This is a genomic window from Lysinibacillus irui (assembly GCF_028877475.1).
GTDB classification, from domain to species: domain Bacteria; phylum Bacillota; class Bacilli; order Bacillales_A; family Planococcaceae; genus Lysinibacillus; species Lysinibacillus irui.
Map to the genome: position 1 here is coordinate 52275 of NZ_CP113528.1, position 19934 is coordinate 72208.

Sequence of the window (19934 nt, forward strand, 5' to 3'; positions counted from 1 at the left end):
CCAAGATGAAATTTATACACCTAATGTTTATATAAAAAATGATTTATCTAAAGCCTATTTTGAAGAAGGCTTAAATGATATTTTAGTTTTTTTCAGTACGTGACCCCGATAATACTTTAGAAAATACGCAATATGTAGACTCATCGCAAGTGTATATCTCCCGTAGAGTCGCCCTTATATCAGGAAAGAGCGAGAAAGTACCAATGGTTGATTTTAAACACATAAATACAAATGATGTAGATACAGATAGTATTTATACCGATCCCTTTATTACTTTAAATGGGGGTAATTCCTTTTCAACTTTAATACAAAAGCATGATATCCCCAATTCGCAAATTAATATGGGAACCGATCGGAAAGGAAAAAAATTTGTTGTTATTTCAATGATAGATAATCGAATCAATTTCATAAATCGATTTTTTCAAGAGCTTAGACTGCTCCTATAAATAATAATTAATTTACCTTCATTTTTTCATGAATTGTTCGCATTCGCTGGATGATACCGGTTTACTGTAATAATAACCTTGGCCTTCATGGCAACCTAATTCCTTTAAAATAGGGACTTGTTCTTCATACTCGATGCCTTCCGCAATGATGTTCAGACCTACTGTTTCCGCCATCATTACAATTGCCTTAACAATTGCCTGGCTATCTTCATTTTCGTGGATATCGCGCACAAAGGACATATCTATTTTCAAATTATCAGCCGGCAATTCCTTGATATAACTAAAAGTGCTATAACCTGTTCCAAAATCGTCGATGGACACTTTAATACCAAGTGATCTTATTTCTCGAATTTTATCTCGCATATCTTCTCTATTTGCAAATGCACTCTCGGTCAATTCAATTTCTATCAAATTTGTCGTAACACCTGTTTCATTAAGAATATCTTTAATGATATTTACGATTTTCGGTTCTTCCAATTGCACAGTAGACATATTGACGGCAATCCGGAAAGGCTTGCACCCTTTGTTCTGCCACTTTTTCGCCTGCCTGCATGACTCTCGCAATACCCATTCTCCAAGAGGAAGGATAAGTTTTGTTTCTTCTGCAACAGGAATGAACTTATTTGGTGAAATCCTCCCAAGATCCGGGTGATCCCATCGAACTAATGCTTCAACTCCAGCTAATTCTTGGGTCTTCAAGTTTACCTTAGGTTGAAAATCGAGATGAAGCTGACCAAGATCAATGCTTTTCCTCAATTCATTCTCCAGTAAAATTCTTTCCAATGATTTGGAAGCTGTACCATTTTGATACATTGCGTATCCTCCGCCACCATGCGCCCTTACGATGGAAATTGCTTTTTCTGCTTTCATCAAAAGCTCGGATGAACTTTTAGCGTGTTTTGGATAAATAGCAATGCCTAAACTCAGCGACAATATATGCGATTGCCCCATTACATCAATAGGTTCTTCCAGGAATTGTTGTAGCTCTTTCGTTATTTGTTCAATGTGTTCCTCATCACGGATATATTTTAAAACGAATGCAAACTCATCGCCTGACAGTCTGCCGATGGTATGTTTTTCTTTCAAAATAGTTTTAAGCCTATTAGCTAAGACAGATAAAATATAATCACCTGTTTCATTCCCAAGTGAGTCGTTGACATAACGGAATCGATCGATATTGAGATAGACAATAGCTAGTGTTTCACCGTTTTTTTTTGCTTCTTCTACTTCTTCAAATAACAAATTTCTAAATGAAGTACGGTTGGGTAAGTTGGTTAATTGATCATTATACGCCAGATTCCGTACCATTCGCTCAGCCTCTTTTCTAGCAGTAATGTCATAGCGAATTGAAATGTATTGATAAGGCTTCCCTTTATCGTTTAGAAATGGAATGATTGTGGTGTCTACCCAATATTTTTTACCACTTTTAGTTTTATTACAGATTTCACCGCGCCATTTATTACCGCGCCCTATTGTCCGCCACATATCCTTGAAAAATTTTGGCGGGTGGTAACCCGAATTAATAATTCGGTGATCTGTTCCAACAAGCTCCTCAACGCTATACTGAGCTATTTTTGTAAACAGCTCGTTAACATACAATATTTTTCCTGTCTGATCTGTAATAGCTACGATAGCCGACTTGTCAAGCGCATATGCAATATCCCGAAGGACTTTTTCTGGGCTGTGACTGCCATTGTGATGTATTAAGTTATCAATTATCTTATTATTTTTATGCATAAAATCATCTCTTTTACTGGAAATTAACCTCCTGGACTTGCTTGAAGGAAAACTATTCATTAATTTCAATATATATCACTACGCTTTAAGCCTAACTTTCTTAAATCCTAGAAAAAATGACATTTCAATACTGTGTATAATAAACGCACAATATTAGTCCTGTTTATTAGCAAAAGAAAGTGTGCCGAAGACTGGACGTGGAATATCTAGTTTGACATATTATCCACAGTTCCTAATTTTATTTTTTACCTAAATAGCAAGGCAGATTTAGAGCTCATTCTCTAATATAGTCAATAAGTCAATAACTATAACGGAGGCTTTTTCGAGGTCCCCAAAGGATTTTTCTACACCTATTAAATCATTTTTCTGATAGCGCTCTACTACTAGTTTTGCATTTTGGTGAACTTGTTTATGCGGTTCTTCTAATTGCTTAAATATTTCGTTTTGCTTTACATGATCAGGTAAATCTCCATAGTACCACTTTCCTAACCGGCACGTTTCATGGGATGTCACTTCATTTAAGTCAATTGTCCCAACACCTAGTATTAGGTTATAGACACGCCATTTCCACAATAGATGGTCTGTTTTTGCTACTCTCACAATATCTTTAGAAGTAAGTCTGACGTTTATCCCAAAGAACGTTTTGCGATAATTATCCATTTGACTACTTAATTCGAAGATCGTTTTTGCGGTTTGCTGAGAGATTTCCTGAGCCAATACACTATTATCATAAATAGTAGCGTTTCTTGCAGAGATATCCATAATTGTAGAGGTTTGTTCTTCACTCATTGCAGCTATTTGTGAAGTAGCTCCGTTAATTTTTTGCATCATCTCGACTATATTGATTAGTGCCTGGCTCGCGCTCTTTGCCCCCGTTACGCTGTTCTCTACCAGTTTAGAAGTCTCTGTTATTTCATCTATTACACTTGAAGAAACCTGTTGTAAAGATTCCATATTAGCGATAATTTTAACGATTTGTTCCTTTGTATGTTCGGATAACTTTCGAACTTCGGAAGCAACAACGGCAAACCCCCGTCCGTGCTCTCCTGCTCTTGCAGCTTCAATACTAGCATTTAAAGCAAGTAAATTGGTCTGATCGGCAATCCCTTTAATTACTTGGACAATGTCTTGCGTATGTTCAATCTCTTGCCCGAGTTGTTTTACTCCTGTAACAATTTCTTCGTATACTTTTCCGACCTGTACGATATCAGTGGTTGTTTTATCTACTACTTTTTTACTTTTCTCTGCGGAATGCACAGCATCGTCTGTTCCCTCTGCAACTTTTACCGCATAATTGGCAACTTCTTGTATGGATGCACTCATTTGATCTGTGGCAGCTGAAACATTATGTGTTTCATTTATTTGATTTTCCATACTATTAATGAGTCTTTTCGTTGTATCTACTTCGGTTACTTCATTTAGCATGTCCGAAACACCATAAAGGAAGTTTTTAAATGTATTCTCCATATACACTTCAACTATTAATTGTTGATCATATGCTGCTAATTTCTGTATTGCAATTACACTTTCCATCATTCGAGCGGGTTTATGATGCAGTTTTTCCATTAAAACGGCTGACATTATTTGAATAAGTAAATGATGCGCCGATATAAAGTTTTCCGCAGTTAAATTGATATGACTATGCACCTGACCGATACGTATGCGCGTCATTATATATTCGTGATCAACTTCTGCTGCTAAAAACTGATCGAGATATTTCTCCATCGTTTTTCTGAGTCTATCAATTGTAGAGTATTTATTAATGATTGCTTGGAGCCCACCCACAGACTGAATCCTTCCGTAGAACTTATCAATCATTTCATTTTTGTAGGGAGCAAGTAAGTTCGCTGATTCCTTTACAATTCGAAGTGTATCCTGATTAATACCTAAAAAGTTTAAGCGTTCTTTTGCTCTTTCTCCCACATGTGACAAGTCGGTTTCCGTAAATTTTATCTGCTCATTCCAAAGTATAGATTTTCTAGAAAAAATACTCATAATTATCCTCGCTTTTATATTATTTATTTTTATTTACGTACTCTTTTAAGGTTTGCAGCAGTGTTTCTTCTGAATAAGAGCTAGAAAGAAACTGTATACCATAAATAAATCCTTCTGACGCATCTTTTTTCCAAATCAATTCTCCATGAATGAAAAATGGTTCTTTTGCTAAAGAATATTCTATAGATATAACAGTATTCGGAACAGGCAAACTAAGTTTGCATGTAAGCTTTGCACCTTTTAAGCTTATATCAACAATTCTAATTTCCCCTTCTTTGCTTGTTACCTCTTTGTCCTCGATTTGAAGAATAGTAAAAGTAGTTTGAATAGGTTCTTTAAAAGATAGTCGGAAACCTTCATTTCTTTTAAATACCTTTTTGCTTTGATTTTTCAAGTAATGTTGACTCCTTTTGGTCAAATATTTCAGGTCAGGTACCTCTATTTAAAGAGCTTGGTATCAATTACCCCTCTCATAAATTTGCAATAAAAAGGACCCTTTTAAAAAAAGGATCGGTTGGACTACTCGTTTCCAGCCATTTAAGAGTCCAATTACAATATTGTTCAATCTTCCATTATTATCCCATTAAAGATATGTGGCTGCATTCATTGCACATCTAACCCTACTGTAGTACGACTTGGAAACTTATTCTATATGTTATAGTGTTTGAAAAAGAGTAAATAGCTGTCTGCTTTTCAGATGTTTAATCTACAACAGCACCATTACCATCATTTCTCCTTTTTTCCCTTATACATATTCGCATCAGCTTCTTGAACGAGTTTGTGGAAGTTTTTTTCTTGCTGAGGGTAGATGGCGTACCCGACGGAAGCTCCGACATTCGAAAAGCTGTCGGCATTTTGCAACGTAATCGCTCGTTGAAGTTTATTTACATATTCATTGGCGATATCTTTCTTCATATCGGGTACGAGAATAATGAATTCATCGCCTCCCCATCTTGCAACTAAATCATTTTTCGTCACATAGTTATTTAGTGTAGAGGCAATTTGTATGAGCAGTTCATCGCCTTTATGATGGCCGTGTTCATCGTTTATTTCTTTGAAGTTATTGAGGTCCAGCATAATAACCCCTAATGATTGCTTTTTTAGATCGCATACCTTTGCAGCCTTCTGAAAATAGTGTTCTACCGTACGCCGGTTATAGGTACCGGTTAATGGATCTCGTTCAGATATATACCTGACCTTATCGAATTGTTTTCCTGCCCACCAAGCGACGCCCAGGAAAAAAGCAGTTAAAACAAAGAATGTCCAATTAAAAGGCAATGCCAGATGCTGATGATAGTAGAAATAACGAAGCACATTAAAAAAAAGAACAATTCCACTTGCCACTATTCTTCCTCTATAGATCATTGCAACTCCTTGTTTATGTATCTTTATTTAAAATGGTAATTTGATACTATCACCAGATTTTATCTAAGTAAAGCATAAAAATCTCTGATTATAAAAAACTAGATAATTTAATTATATCGAGCCTAAAGACACATATTTTATTGAAATTTATAAATTCATTCTTCTGATCTAGAGCACAGTCGCTTTGATACTTCTCATGATTCGCCTCGTTTTCTTTCCCCAGTTCTGCAATTTCCGCTTTTTCATGAGCTTAGACTGCTCCTATATTAAAACTTCCGTTTTTTAAAGATTATGCAACTTCTGGTTGTGTCTGTAATTGTGTATTGAGGCGATCGACTGCTAATTTGCAGGCATTATAAATAAACGTCACCAGATTGAAGTGCAGTTTTGCTTTTTCCCCTGTTCTATGACGAACATTTTTTAACTGAAAGAATTGCTTTAAATAGGCATTCACTCGTTCAACGGCTGTCCGTTCTTTATAAAGCTTTTTCCATAGTTCAGAGCCACGTGCCGGATACGTGTATTTCCGAATATCCGTTTCGCACTTGATTTTAAAAACTTTTTGACAGAGCATATCTTGGCGTAATGGACATGTTTCGCATTCTTTTGGCCATGTGAATTTGAGGGTACGGTATTTTTCATGATAGCTATCGTAACAGTAACTATGTTTACGTATACACGTTGGTCGAAAATGTTGATCAAAACCAATGTTTTCGCCTTCTCGACGGACATTATAAGGAATGACAGCACGCATTTTTTGGTTCAGTACTTGGCGATAAATCGGCTCATAATCATATCCTCTATCAAAAATGGCTGTTGTAAAATGATTCGGCACTACTTCAGCTGCCTTTTTTAGTAATGGAATGACCGCTTTACTATCACTTAAATTACCTGATGACATCAATCGGGCCACAGTATATTTGCTTTTAGCCGAAACAGCTAGATGTCCAGACGTATTTGCTGTGCAAAAATTGAACGAGAGACAACTTGCTGCCTTAAAAAAAGCGCGCGAAACAGTCGAACATAATAGTCTAAAAAAACTCACTTACGATAGGTGCAACAACCAAATGTATCACCCTTGCCATCTTTTTTACCGTCAGTTGCCAAGAAGTGTACCAGTGTGTGCCAACAGATTTACCACTACTCGTTCGGAGCCAGGCTTTATACCGAGCGGCGGGCATGATAGCCTCGTTTGGCAAGAGCCAGCACGTACAAAGCTGGTTCTCTGGCGCAAGAATCATGCCCGCAGAGGCTCGGTGTCAAGCCACGTGAGTTTTCCTAGAATTAGCAAGGATAAATGGCCATTTTAGCGTGTTGGTACATACTTTGGCACTGTGTGGTAAATACCTTGGCATTCAGTGGTAAAAAGTCGTGGCAGTAATCAAATGATGATGAAATTATTGAACTAGCCATTATAGACACTCACGAAAATGTGTTATATGCTGCAAAATTCAAGCCTACTGTAACAATTAGTGAAGGGGCTTATTTGGTACATGGTATGACAAATAAAGAATTAGGAAACGAGAATACTTTAACCGATGAATACGAGAAAACAAAATCCATGCTAACAAATCGCAAAGTGCTTATATTTAACGCTTCATTCGATGATCGGTTAATAGCACAATCCCTCCGGCGCTACAATTTACAATACATAAATTATGAATCCTTTTGTATCATGGAAGAAATGAGGTTCTGGTGCAAACACTTGAAAAAATATAATAAAGCGAATGATTTCTAGTGAACCCTTGGTCTTAAGCTGCTAATCCAAAAAGTTGATGGATGAATTCTTTTTGATTTTGGACAGACTTCCTCCCTTGGAGAGTCTGCCCTTTTTTAATCATGTGCATAGCCTCTATCCCAGCAATAATTCGTTTGGCAGTCCGTAAGGACTTTAATCCAAGCATCGGGCGAATTCGTTTTTTAATAAAGCGATGATCCTGCTCTATGATATTGTTGAGATATTTAACTTGCCTTAGTTGAATGCCTTCGGGTAGCTGCTTTTCTTCTTTTAATTCTTGGATAGCGAGGGGATAAGCTGGGTTCTTGTCTACTGTTATCACTCGGGGTTTAGAAACGTGCGAAAAAGCCAAGGCCTTCTTAAAAAAGCGCTTGGCTGCTTGTTTATCTCTTGATTCACTTAAATAAAAATCAATGGTATTCCCATCTGAATCAACGGAACGATATAGATACATCCATTGACCTTTTACTTTGATATAGGTTTCATCGACTCTCCAGGAATCATTTGTTGGCTTAAGATGACGTCGAACTCTTTTATCTAATACCGGTCCATATTGATGAACCCATCGCATAATGGTTGTGTGGGCCATTGATAATCCACGTTCTTCCATCATCTCAACTAAATTACGAAAGCTCAAGTTGTACCGAAGGTACCATCTCACTGTTAACAAAATAATTTCAGGTTGAAAGTGTTTCCACTTGAATAGTTGTTCCTTTTCCATACAAATCACGTCCCTATTTAGAGTAATAGTGTTAATATACCCTTACTTTAGAGGTGAATTGCAGTTGTTTATATTTTTTTGCACCAGAACCAGAAAAATAATCCTGATTGGCAAATATGCGGTATACCAGAAATTTTTTATACAGACCATGGAAGTGATTTTACGTCCAACCATTTGGAGCAAGTAGCAATTGATTTAAAAATTAATCTAGTCTTTTCCGCAATTGGTGTTCCAAGAGGACGAGGGAAAATAGAAAGATTCTTTTTAACTGTTAATCAATTGTTTTTACAAGATTTGCCTGGATACTTGGGGAATCAGACTCCTACTCCTCGTATGAGTAATGAAAAAGGAGGATTAATTAAAAAGAAGAAAAAGCCGGCAATCATGCAGCCTTCTATTCCTGTGAAAAAAAATGATATGGACTTCGGTTACGTTGCGCCTACAAAACAGGACGAGCCACCTCCCTTGGTTGAACCAACAGTTGTTGGAAAAGAAGTCACAAAGATTGAACCGGCTCAGCCACGTAAAAAGCTGGGCGTCGGTAAAACAAATAGCACGAAAAGTTTAAAAGTGCCGACAGTCATTCACAGCGAAATCAATTTATTAGGTTCATTTATGGATGAAGGCAAAACATACGTGATTTTACAAAAGCTAATTGATAGTTACGTAAAAAACGAATTGACGAATCGTCAACAACGCCAGTTTGAATTTATGGTAGAGGCATTTCACGAGGATAAATAAACAAAAGAATACCTAAAAAAAGTAAGATTTCTACTTTATTTTAGGTTTAATACAAAAAAGAGAACGCGTGTACCAAGCGACACGAGTTCTCTTTATCCGATACGCTAACGCATGTACCAAGCGACATGAGTTAAACGTTTCTATACTATATTGTATGCCCATTATAACAAAAAATTAGACATTTTGTCTAGAGACAAACGGAGGTGCCATTTCTTTTGCAACAATTACCCTCAAACGAAACACTTGATATATTAATTTGTTTCGATGAAAGTGGAAAACAAAATAGCGACCCTATTCGTATGCACGCCGTGAGACAATCGATAAGTATTCGTATGCAGCGACATTAGAAGAGATTAAAGAGAATGATTATAACTTAAATATTCCTCGTTATGTGGATACGTTTGAGGAAGAAGAAGCGATTGATTTACAAGCTGTGACAAAGCGTTTAGAAGAGATTGATGCGGAGATTGCGGAAGTAGATCAGGAATTGGCGAAGTTCTTTAAGGAATTGGGGGTGTAAGGAATGAATGCACCAAAATTAAGGTTTAAAGAATTTACTAAGAGTTGGAACAACAAGAAACTTGATCACTTATTAGTTGAATCAAAAGAAAAATCTTTAGGTGATGAGAATGGAATAGTTCTAACATCCTCTAGAAAAGGATTATTTCCACGTTCTACCTATTTTGATGGAAGAGAAGATGAAAACACAGTTGGTTACTCTTTAGTTCCAAAAGACAGTTTTACTTATCGCCAAATGAGTGATGACCATAAACTACCCGCCTTACCCGAGGGTGTTTACTACATAGCGACCAAGGGTCCGTTTACACATCAGTAGCCTTTCAAAAGGCAGTCAAAGAAAAAGGCATTACCATGTTCCTTCAATATTTCTTTTGCCCCTCCAAGATTCGCAGCAACTAGTACATGTTTGGCTGTGAACTAAGTACTATCTTCCATTACAACACCCTTTACAACTGTTTGCTCTATCCCTTAGTTCAAAGACTACGTGTGCCAAGTCTTTGGTTTTAATTTTTAAATCCGATAAGGTAGATACTCCCCCATTATTTAACCAATCCTGTATCTATAATGGTCACGGTTACAGTAGGGTTAATGTTTACTCGATCAATTGACTTGGGCCAGTCTAGGTTTTTCCATGTGTGATAATCCATTTTTCTTTTTATATACTTTCCTAAACCGAGATTATCTATTTGATGTTCCTTCATAATTTCTAATATTTCATTTATTTCATTTTCTAAATATTCTTGAATATCTCTCTCCATCTCTGCCATTTGTTTCTCATTATTAATATCTTTTTTTCCTTGGTATTCCAGTAAAAATCCTTTGAGTTCAATTGACAAATTCACATTGATATCTTGATTATTATTTAATTCAACCTTTATATTTCTTTTATTCTTTAAAAAACTAAATAATACGTTCTCTTCTTTATTAATTTTAATTAATAATTTGCCCTCTTTAAACTCACCAGTTAAAAGAAAGAAAACTCTTGCTTTTATTTCTGGTAGTGATGTTTTTAACTGATCATCACTAAATAATGCAATACCTTCCGACATGATTCCATCTTCAGATTGTAAAATAATTGGAGCAATAGGATCAATAGCGTCATCTAGGTAATCTCTCGCAAACTTAAGTATATCCATTTCAGGAATGGTATTTAACCTTGCTTCTTTTTTCAAAAGCTCTTCGATAACACTATCAACCATTTGAAAATTGGGATAGTCTTTAGATAGCATTTGTTGTGGGCTGCCTTTTACAATAGACAGTTTTACAGTTGGTCTTAAAACTGGATCACGATAGAATGTATCGATTAAATCCCATACTCCTTTTTCTGCAAGGTTCTCTCCAATTAGAATACTCCTTACTTGACCCAAAACTAGATTTTCATCTGTCTTTTGATTCAAAAATAACATTGATTCCCTTGGAGTATCAACTACAGTAGTGTTTGTTTGCTGTTCTAAGGTTTCTGCTATTGGAAATGAGACGGTTACTTTAAGCTTTCCGATATCCTCTCCTTCCTCAATTGACTCATAACCTATTGTATGAATAAATCCTAACTCCTCAACAATTTTTTGGTCCATACATCCCGATTGCATCAACAAGATTAGACTAATCAGTAAAATTCTAGCCATTACTTCTCCTTTTTTTAAAAATAATCATCAATAATAATAGTGGTAAGAAGACAGATAGGAACAATTGAACTTTTGTTAAGGCAGATAACAAAATGATTGATTCTTTTTTTGTTACAAAAGGGAGCGTTGATAAATATCCAACTATCAATAATACAAAAACAATAAGATTATCACTCCATTTAACCACCCTTTTTAAGGTAACTAAACTAATCCAGACATACATCGTAATAGTAATTAACACCTTTAAATAAAATAATATAAAAATGATAGAGTCCAATCGTTCAATAAATTCAAATTCGATATATCTCATTAAAGTTACTACTGGGTAAACTTGACGAGTTAATTGTTGTATACTGTTAAATCCATAACTAAATATAGTAACAATCAAATATACAAAGGAAGTATATAAGTGGGCCCAAAAAACATATTTAAAACCGCTTTTCTCTTTACTTATATACGGGAACATAAATAGTATGACTTCAAACCCTAGAAATGCAGTATATAATTCGATAATCCCTCCATAAAAGTCCTTATTTTCATTAAACAAAAATGTAGAAAATTGCAAAAAGGAGAAGTCAGGAACAAAATAAAATAAAAGAAATATTATTGGTGCAGATAAAAAGAAAAATATAGTAGTGATATGAACTATTGTTATAATTCCTCTTGTGACAAGGTAAAAAGCAAGAATTAATGTTAACAGTACAAACCACTGTATATCAGTATAAGGAAAATATAAAAACTTCATAACATATGCATAGTGTTTTGCGATTGTAACAGCAAGAATTGACCAGAATATGCTTAAAGAAATATATAAAAGCATTAGTATCATCTTTGCCTTTGAATTTAAACTCTCAATTGTTTCAAAAATCGACTCACCTTTATTAAAACTATAAATTTTAGCAATCAATCCAATATGAATCAAAACAACAACTGAAATAGGTATAATCATGATCCAACCGTTATATCCAAAATGAGTGGCTATAATATTTGGTAAGCTAAAGAACACTATACCCATTTGAGTCATATAGGTAATAAAAAATAAATAGAACGGTTTAAATGTTTCATTTTGCATATTTAGGCTCCTCCTTCACTTATTTCTTAAAGAACTGATAAGGAGCACGAATAATAGTATCTTTTAAGTCCTTCAAAGATAATGGTGCTATAGGTTTAAAATAATACTCTCCCATATTTTTTAAACTGCAAAGATGAATTAATAAAAGAATAAATCCAAAAATGATTCCAAAGAATCCCGCTATTGATGCCAGAATAATAAAAATAAATCGAGCAATCCTTAAAGAAGCGGTCATAATAATATGTGGAACGACAAAAGAAGAAATAGCAGATATCGAAACAACGATAATGAGTATATTACTTGTAAAACCAGCCTCTACTGCAGCAGTACCAATAACTATACCTCCAACTATACCAATTGTTTGTCCTATTTTAGACGGTAGTCTTGCTCCTGCTTCTCTTAACAACTCAATAATACTCTCAATAATTAATGCCTCAATTAGTGGGTTAAATGGCACACCACTTCTTGACTTAATAAACTCATGCAGTAATTTAACAGGAATAATCTCATAGTGAAACATCGATACTGCTACATAGAATGCAGAAGCAAATAATGTTATTACTAATGCAGCAAATCTTAATGCCCTGGATAGAGTACCAAGTAACCATCTTTGGTTGTAATCATCTGGAGATTGAAAAAATTCAAAAAAACTAGTTGGGGTTGATAATGAATAGGGACTACCATCTAACAAACAAATAACTCTTCCCTCAAGCAACTTTGAAGTTGAAACATCTGGACGCTCTGTCGTAAAATATTGTGGGAAAATAGAAAGCGGCTTCTTATCTAAGTATTGTACTAGTTGGTTTAAATCATTAATCCCTTTTATGTCAATGCCATTGATTTTTTCTTGTAATTCTTTCACTAACACAGAAGAAGTAATACCCTCAATATATAATAAATACATTTTCGTTTGAGTTAACGTGCCTATTTTATAACTAACTACCTTTAAAGAGTCTGATTTTAATCTTCTCCTAATCATAGAAAGGTTTGTTCCAATGTCTTCTATAAAAGCTTCTTTAGGTCCTACAATTACAGTTTCGATTTCTGCTGCTGAAACACTTCTTGTTTTTGGGACATAAATATCAACTGTATAGGCTAATGAATTTTTAAAAATGACTAATGCTTTTCCTTCCAGAATCCCATTAACCATTGAGTTAAGATCTTCTTCCTGTTTAAATTCTTTTCTTCTTAATATATTTATCACTTCATCGTTTTTTATATTTGAAAATGGTTGTACAATATTATTTCTCAATTCCTCTTCCCCTACTAAATGCCCGAAAAATAATACCTCAATTTCTAACTCAGGAAATGTCCTAGTTACTAAATCATCACAATCATCTAGTCTACCCTTAATATGTTCAGACAGATTTTTGTTTATATACATAATAAATTCCTCTCAAAACGTTATTAACGTAAGTATTGCAAAATTGTGTTATTTTTATTCAGAATTTTGTTAAACCGCTTCTCTCTCATATAGTCAGTATTGCAGAATTATGTGAGGTAAAGACAAATGCCCCTTGAAGCCTATCGTACATGTGAAGGAAGCTCTCGATCGTTTAATGTGCCTTTAGGTTATATCATCTTTTGGTAAATTAAAATACTTCGCAATTTTTGGTTTACAACGGTAACAATTGCGTTTATCAAAGCGAGATGCCATGTTTGAATACATAACTTTAATAACTGAAAAAAGCGCTCTTCTTATCAAAGAACAGCACCTAGATTTTGGAATAACTAGGTTAAGTAAATAACCCAATTTCTTTTATTCATCATTCATATAAATCTAATTGATAATAGACAATGTCTAACCATTTTCCAAATTTATATCTGATATGTTTTAATCTACCGACCAAATGAAAACCAAACTGTTCATGCAATTTGAAGCTTCCAACATTTTCTGAATCAATAACAGCAATTAACGTTCTCACTTTTCGTTTCGCTTCTTCAATTAATTTTTGTAAAAGTTGTTTTCTAACCCCCTTTCCTTGATGTTTTGATGAGACATAAACAGAATGTTCCATGGAAAATTTATACCCTTCATTTGGATAAAATCGTTTAAATGTGGCAAAACCAATGACTTCTCATTTCTTCATAAATGTACATCGGGTTATTTTCCTTTACATTTTCCAAAAACCATCTTTGTTTTTCTTCCAACGTTTCTGGCTCTGTGTCTTTTTTAACTTCATCGCATAATCTCCCTAATTACAAAAACTCATCCACATCATCTGATTTCAACTTAATATAATGCTCCATAATCGTGTGATGTGATTTATGGCCAGACTGCTTCGCGATTGTCGGGATATCGGCGCCTTTTTGATACATTGCCGTAATTTGTGTTTTACGGAACGTGTACGGCGCAAATCCAAGCCAGCTTTGAATCGCTTGGTTATAGCTCACTTCACTAATCTGTCGGCTCGTGTGGTTCCCCCATTTATCAGCTGCACCGACAAAGTAATCTTCCGGCATTAATTCACATGCAGCGATATAATTCTGCACCGCCTGCACGCATTCCAGCGTTAGGCGTTTTTCTTTCATCTCGCCCTGCTTCACCATCATCACCTGGACCGTACGATTTTCTAAATCAAAGTCACTTACTTTGAGGCGCACCATTTCCGACGGCCGATTTGCTGTAATCAGGTTAACTAAACAAATGGCACGCTTGCGAATATCGCTTTTTTTGTGGGTATCGTAACGATCAATGAGACGTAGCACATCACTTTGCTTTTCAGCTCGTTTCCCCCTCATCGGCTTTAAGCGTAGATACTCTTCTTGATCGTATAAGCTACGCAGTAATTTAATGCTCCCTTCCTGCTCTGGGGTCACTTGAAATCCGTATTCATTCGTTAACCAATACTTCACGCCGGCTAAGCGACGGTTAAAAGTCGATAAACGGACTTGCTGCTGCGTGACTAACTCATGGAGATACAGCTCTAAAGCATCAAAATCCTTCGCCAATAGATGCTGGTCGCAAAAGGCTTGAAACAAATTGAAGTCCGATTGGTACCGATCCAATTTCTCCTGCCGAATTGCCTGCAGCGTCTCATCCTTTTGCTTCGTCATTTTATATTGCTGCAAAGAAAATAGTGTTTCTTCCATTATATATGTCCCTCCTCGCGTTAAAATAAGTATATATTTCAAAAGTAGAAATTTCCACCTTTGAAAAGTTTCTTTTTGTGTTTTTTATATCTTCATATAAGAACTTACGTTTTTTTTATTATAAAATTTTCAACCTTAAACAACTAAATGTATTTAAATATGCTGCCCCTTGTACATCAGCCTCATTTTGCAATGGCTTTAAATCAAACGATAAAAGGTCACTTTGTAAATTAATATTCGTATGCCCATTAAAAATCGTTTTACTACCATTTACATAGCTTTCCAAAATGTAATGAAAATCCTCAATCTGTGCGTACCGATCAGCGTCACTCGCCTTTAAAGCGGCTATTGCTTCATATACGTCAGATAAAATCGGGTACGCTGTGCTGGGAATCTCTCGAAAGCTGTTGTACTGCAAAATCCCTGCATCACGGTACACTTCACGTAAAACGGCATCTAAAATCGCCTTTTCCACCTGTGTAATGTCTTGCTTCAACACTTGAAAGAAACCGAGAAGACGCTGAATTTTATCTTTTAAAACCATATCCAAATCAACGGGTCCTTCGTCCATGACTTGCTCGGAAAACACTTCTAACGGGTTAATTTTTGTACTCGAATTACTGCTTAAATGGACAACTGTTCCGCCTAAATGCTCGACGATGTTCGTATATTCATTTTCGGGATCGATAATAAACACTTTCACGCCCCAAGCAAAATAGCGTAAAATCTTCTGTACCATATAAGTGGTCTTACCGACACCACTCGTCCCAATGACAACCATATTTTGATTAAGTGTATTTTTACGGTCCAAATAATCAATCGCAATTAAGCTGCCCGTATCTTTATTCACGCCTTCTACATCACTGCGTGGGGTAATCGTTAAAATCTCGGCATCATCAAATGGAAACATACTACTCGCTGCCTCCGTATTGGACTGCTTATACGTGTAATCTCCAAGCAGATTTTCTAAAATCGGCATCGCACTCCAAAACGTTTGGTACATTGCCTTAATCGGGGTCATTGCCTTTAGCTGCAATTTCACGAGCGTATTATGAACAGAATCACTTAGAGCATTCAGTTCATCTAGTGACTTCGCCTGCAAATAAATATACGTGTACTGATAAATGTAGCTCGACTCATTTTCAAGAAATTTCATCAATTGATGCTAAGCTGCTTCAACCTGTTTTTCAAGCTGACGTTTTTTTAGCGGGTCAAACGTCTTCAATACCTCAGCTTGCTTATTTTTAATCGTCTTATTATAGTGCTCAACCATTTTCGTCGAATTGGACGATTCTAAAAATTGTACAATCGTAATATTGCCCTTCTTACGTTTCAGCTCTGATAACCAGTTGCCGTAACGACTTTTTGGGTAATCAATAATCGCAATGACACGAATAAAATTATCACCCGACTCAATATGGTCGGTACATTCCTCCCATGAAAACGGATAAATCATATCTAAGCTCGACCCATCCAGTACGTCACTAAGTGCTTGTTCCTTTTCCACGTGTGGCTGCTGTCGTCGTTTAAACATGCTCTCACCTCCTAGTGATTGGAGAAATTGAGTAAGTGCTGTAACATCTTACGACACTCCTTTGCTGTTAGCTGCCGAGCCTCTACATCATACGTACTCAGTGCATTTTCTAGTTGCCGGATGAACAATAATACCTTTTCTTCTAAATGAATCGCCGTTTGCTCAAGTGACGCTAAATGCTTTTTCGGTATTTTCTCATGCAGCACGACAATATGTGTCTTTGTCGTCATTTCCTGTGAAGACACAACGCCAGAAAATGTATCTACATAGCTCGCAATGAGTGCTAGCTTTGCTTCATTTTCAGGTTCCTCCTCTAATACGGTTAAATAACGATGCTGCCAAAATAAAATATAATCACTAAAATCAACGGGCATCGTAATATCAAGGTATTGCTGCACTTCCTCACTATTTTCACCGAGCGTCGACATTAAAAAGGCATTAAACTCATCAAAAACATCCTCTTGCTCGGTCGTTGTGAGTAAATCTAAATTAATACCCGTCACTTTCAGCAACACAACTAAATAGCCTCGTTTTGTCACGAGAAAATCATTGTACTGTGCTGCAATGAGCGACATGTCTTGTAGGCTCTGCTTGCCTTTATCGAGCGTTTTCGGCTCATCATCAAATACATAATCATCTATTGGCTTTTTCTTAGAACCGAACAACTTTTCCCACAAACTGATCACCGCCTTACTTTAAAAAGCGATCTTTTTTCTTCCTTATATAAAAGAGCTTTTGTCTACTCGTAAATTGATTGCGTAGCTTTATATAATCCTGAAATCGAATATTTGGTCGATGGCGAATCGGTCGAGAAGACAAGAGAGCTAAAAGTATAATGAGCACAATCAGTAATAGCATGAATTTAAACAGCATGAGCCACACATTATGCGGTGGCAAAGCAATAATAATAAGACCGATGACAATCGGTGGCACTAAATACAGCAGTAATTCCTTCAACGTAATTCCTAGAAAAATCCCGTAACCCGACTCTACATTTTCGGGGAAAACAAACTTTTTTCCTTTATGCTCTGCCACTTTACACACCTCGCAAAAAGTAGAAATTTCTACTTTTGTTAAGTAGTTTTTTCTACTTATTAAATATCTACTTACGTGAATAATGAATAAACCCAGGGCAGTAACCAAATAATCGCTGCTGCTAACGCAACGAGTGCACATACACGCCCGACACTTTTAAATACCTCGTTCTTCTCATGCGGATCATCTGCTGATGGCATGCGCTTGATAATAATAAATAAAGCTGCACAAATTCCGACTAAGACCACAAGCGCTGTTAAAATACCTTTAACGACATTGGCTGCATTTGTGAGCTTAGCTTGGACTTGTCCAGCTGAGGCAAAAACGATTTCGGGTGTTGTGAAATAACAAACGACGATGACCAAAGCTGCTCCCAATACTAAGCTCGTTGCTTTCATGTTATTTGTCATACGCAAACCTACTTTCACTATTCATTTCTCTATTATTCATCACGCTCTACCTCTAAAGATGGCGCTAGCGCACGCTCCTTTTCTACTTACTTCATTGCCTCTAGCTGTATTTTCGCTTGCTTCTCGGTTTCAAATGAAGGGGACAGCTGCTCTAGCTCCCCTTGCTTTAATCGTCCAATAAAAATGGCACGCTGCTTTCGTTCATAATCCAGCGTTTCAAATAGCTGAAGCTTTTCCTCATAGCGCCGAACAGCTCGCTCTAATTCAATCCCGTATATGCTCAGGAACCCTTCTAAAAAACTAGCTCCGGCAAAGGACACTTCATTAACAATAAGCCCGCCCTTCACACGAATCGCCGTTACATCTACTTGCTCGACAAGCTTAGCATCGGCTACATTGCCTTGCTGTAAAAAATGTTGCCGTAAAACAAGTGGCTTCACCTCGACAGAAGAAGCCACTTCTTCCTCTGCAAGTTGCTTACGAATCTGTGAAAGTGGTTGCCCCTTCACTGGCTCACTCACCCCCACTTGCCCGTCATGTACAAATTCAGACGCTCGCTTACTACTTAACCAACGTTCCGTAATCAGCACTTTCACCTACTTTCAAACGCTTGATAACCTTATTTTCCCGCTCCAACCAACAATAAGCCGAAATGTAGTGGAATTTAAAGAAACAGACATTTTTGTTACAGTTGTAATGGAATTGTCATTAAAACACTTTATATTAGGAAAAATAGAGAGCAATTTACCCACGACAAAGAAATGAAATTGCTTGGAGTGGTATAGATGATTTTGGTACAAAAATTTGAAGAAAATATAAAAAAGTGAATGATTTCTATTGCCCCTGGTCTTAAGCAACTAACCCAAACAGTTGATGGATAAATTTTTTTGATTTTGGTCTGAAACCTATTAGTTAGCTACTATAAAAAATACTGTAGATTATCATAAAATAGATTTCTTTGAAAATAGTTCGAACAATCAAATCAATTCTTGGATCAAAAAGAATACAATATTTATAGAGAGCTAAAACGAAAGTTACAAATCAAATAATTTATATAAATTATTCGTATTGATTGAACTGAGGACAAATCTATAAAGTTACAAAATCATCTATTTAACCACCGTTTTATAAACAAACTCAAAGCCCTGCTCAAATCAACGTTTGAGCAGGGTTATTTTGATTGTTTTCGTCTATTTACTCGTCTACAATTAATATTATATAAAACGTATAGTTGTAGACAAAAAGGATTGAGTATCTACTATATAGAAAGAAGTAAAGATTATGTCCCGCATCATCGGATACTCCCGTGTCAGCACAGAAGATCAAAATTTAGATATGCAAAAAATGTCCCTTGAAAAGTACGCCCAGGAATAAGGAATCGAACTGATTATGTATGTTGAAAAAATCTCTACACGTAAAACGGAAAGAATAGAATTGCAGCATGCAATGAAAGCAGCTACTAAAGGAGATCGCTTTATTGTTTATAAACTGGATCGCCTCGCACGCAGCACAAAAGAGCTTTACCAACTCACAGATGAAATGAATGCACGTGGCATTGACTTTGTCAGCATTCACAATCATTTCGATACAACTACCCCTACTGGTCGTGCCATGTGTGGCATGCTTGCGATTTTCGCTGAGTTTGAGCGTGATATTATTCAACAACGCACAAAAGCTGGCTTAGAGGCTGCACGAAAACGTGGTCGTCTTGGTGGACGCCCTGCCATCGATACCGAGACGAAGCGCCGTATTATTAAGCTTGAAAGTGCTACTGATATTACGAAGGAGTATGAGATTGGGAGAAGTACGGTGTATAAAATCCTAAAAAAAGTGAGCCAACGACATAGATCCGGGCGCCAACCACTGTTCTTCATCATTTCTTTCGCTCATCTTCCTTAAAAAA

The 19934-nt window shown here is 36.2% G+C and carries 18 protein-coding genes and 4 pseudogenes; 5 read left to right on the plus strand and 17 right to left on the minus strand.

The genetic code is table 11. The features are described from left to right. Positions 1 to 464: 464 nt before the first annotated feature. The 5 genes and pseudogenes from OU989_RS22700 to OU989_RS22720 all read right to left on the minus strand — a co-directional run. Positions 465 to 2183 carry a sensor domain-containing protein gene (locus OU989_RS22700; RefSeq protein WP_263082601.1) on the minus strand — a complete coding sequence of 573 codons (1719 nt, stop codon included), beginning with the start codon at positions 2181 to 2183 and terminating at the stop codon, positions 465 to 467. Positions 2184 to 2450: 267 nt separating this feature from the next. After that, positions 2451 to 4178, minus strand: coding sequence for a methyl-accepting chemotaxis protein (locus tag OU989_RS22705; RefSeq protein ID WP_274797557.1), 1728 nt, complete (start codon positions 4176 to 4178; stop codon positions 2451 to 2453). A gap of 19 nt (positions 4179 to 4197) precedes the next feature. After that, on the minus strand, positions 4198 to 4572 hold the full coding sequence (locus OU989_RS22710) for a PilZ domain-containing protein (RefSeq protein ID WP_263082603.1): 375 nt from the start codon (positions 4570 to 4572) through the stop codon (positions 4198 to 4200). Between the two features lie 332 nt (positions 4573 to 4904). Continuing rightward, positions 4905 to 5522, minus strand: coding sequence for a GGDEF domain-containing protein (locus tag OU989_RS22715; protein WP_274797558.1), 618 nt, complete (start codon positions 5520 to 5522; stop codon positions 4905 to 4907). A 310-nt stretch (positions 5523 to 5832) separates the two neighbouring features. Beyond that, positions 5833 to 6492: pseudogene (locus OU989_RS22720) on the minus strand (transposase); the annotation flags it as partial. Positions 6493 to 6942: 450 nt separating this feature from the next. Between OU989_RS22720 and OU989_RS23775 the strand changes: the two are divergent. Then, entirely contained in the window at positions 6943 to 7281 is a 339-nt protein-coding gene (locus OU989_RS23775) for a 3'-5' exonuclease family protein (protein ID WP_404809748.1), read from the plus strand. Between the two features lie 13 nt (positions 7282 to 7294). Here the strand turns inward: OU989_RS23775 and OU989_RS22725 are convergent, their stop codons facing one another. Then, positions 7295 to 8002, minus strand: coding sequence for an IS6 family transposase (locus OU989_RS22725; protein ID WP_274797559.1), 708 nt, complete (start codon positions 8000 to 8002; stop codon positions 7295 to 7297). A 108-nt stretch (positions 8003 to 8110) separates the two neighbouring features. On the opposite strand from OU989_RS22725, the pseudogene OU989_RS22730 reads away from it, so the two are divergent. The 3 genes and pseudogenes from OU989_RS22730 to OU989_RS22740 form a co-directional block, all read left to right on the plus strand. After that, positions 8111 to 8329: pseudogene (locus OU989_RS22730) on the plus strand (Mu transposase C-terminal domain-containing protein); the annotation flags it as partial. A 709-nt stretch (positions 8330 to 9038) separates the two neighbouring features. Continuing rightward, positions 9039 to 9263: pseudogene (locus tag OU989_RS22735) on the plus strand (N-6 DNA methylase); the annotation flags it as partial. Between the two features lie 3 nt (positions 9264 to 9266). Beyond that, complete coding sequence (locus OU989_RS22740) at positions 9267 to 9578, plus strand: hypothetical protein (RefSeq protein ID WP_274797621.1); 312 nt, start codon at positions 9267 to 9269, stop codon at positions 9576 to 9578. A gap of 223 nt (positions 9579 to 9801) precedes the next feature. Here the strand turns inward: OU989_RS22740 and OU989_RS22745 are convergent, their stop codons facing one another. The 11 genes from OU989_RS22745 to OU989_RS22795 form a co-directional block, all read right to left on the minus strand. Further along, positions 9802 to 10887, minus strand: a complete 1086-nt coding sequence (locus OU989_RS22745) for a Ger(x)C family spore germination protein (RefSeq protein ID WP_274797560.1) — start codon at positions 10885 to 10887, stop codon at positions 9802 to 9804. Further along, positions 10880 to 11959, minus strand: coding sequence for a GerAB/ArcD/ProY family transporter (locus tag OU989_RS22750; protein WP_274797561.1), 1080 nt, complete (start codon positions 11957 to 11959; stop codon positions 10880 to 10882). The genes OU989_RS22745 and OU989_RS22750 overlap by 8 nt, the downstream gene beginning before the upstream one ends. Before the next feature lie 19 nt (positions 11960 to 11978). Further along, positions 11979 to 13343 (minus strand): spore germination protein, encoded by a 1365-nt coding sequence (locus OU989_RS22755; RefSeq protein WP_274797562.1) that lies wholly within the window; start codon positions 13341 to 13343, stop codon positions 11979 to 11981. 382 nt (positions 13344 to 13725) lie between these two features. After that, the gene (locus tag OU989_RS22760; RefSeq protein ID WP_274797563.1) at positions 13726 to 13977 is read right to left on the minus strand and encodes a GNAT family N-acetyltransferase; all 252 of its coding nucleotides are present in this window, start codon (positions 13975 to 13977) and stop codon (positions 13726 to 13728) included. Between the two features lie 181 nt (positions 13978 to 14158). Further along, a complete protein-coding gene (locus OU989_RS22765; protein WP_274797564.1) occupies positions 14159 to 15052 on the minus strand; it encodes a tyrosine-type recombinase/integrase in 894 nt (297 codons plus the stop codon). Positions 15053 to 15170: 118 nt separating this feature from the next. Continuing rightward, positions 15171 to 16208 carry a VirB4 family type IV secretion system protein gene (locus OU989_RS22770; RefSeq protein ID WP_274797617.1) on the minus strand — a complete coding sequence of 346 codons (1038 nt, stop codon included), beginning with the start codon at positions 16206 to 16208 and terminating at the stop codon, positions 15171 to 15173. A 9-nt stretch (positions 16209 to 16217) separates the two neighbouring features. Further along, positions 16218 to 16586, minus strand: coding sequence for a hypothetical protein (locus OU989_RS22775; protein ID WP_274797565.1), 369 nt, complete (start codon positions 16584 to 16586; stop codon positions 16218 to 16220). Positions 16587 to 16597: 11 nt separating this feature from the next. Beyond that, on the minus strand, positions 16598 to 17263 hold the full coding sequence (gene trsD, locus OU989_RS22780) for a TrsD/TraD family conjugative transfer protein (protein ID WP_274797566.1): 666 nt from the start codon (positions 17261 to 17263) through the stop codon (positions 16598 to 16600). A gap of 13 nt (positions 17264 to 17276) precedes the next feature. Continuing rightward, the gene (locus OU989_RS22785; protein WP_274797567.1) at positions 17277 to 17621 is read right to left on the minus strand and encodes a conjugal transfer protein; all 345 of its coding nucleotides are present in this window, start codon (positions 17619 to 17621) and stop codon (positions 17277 to 17279) included. Between the two features lie 71 nt (positions 17622 to 17692). Continuing rightward, complete coding sequence (locus OU989_RS22790) at positions 17693 to 18031, minus strand: CagC family type IV secretion system protein (RefSeq protein WP_274797568.1); 339 nt, start codon at positions 18029 to 18031, stop codon at positions 17693 to 17695. An 86-nt stretch (positions 18032 to 18117) separates the two neighbouring features. Then, a complete protein-coding gene (locus OU989_RS22795) occupies positions 18118 to 18621 on the minus strand; it encodes a hypothetical protein (protein ID WP_274797569.1) in 504 nt (167 codons plus the stop codon). 691 nt (positions 18622 to 19312) lie between these two features. On the opposite strand from OU989_RS22795, the pseudogene OU989_RS22800 reads away from it, so the two are divergent. Further along, positions 19313 to 19930: pseudogene (locus OU989_RS22800) on the plus strand (recombinase family protein). The last annotated feature ends 4 nt before the right edge of the window (positions 19931 to 19934 follow it).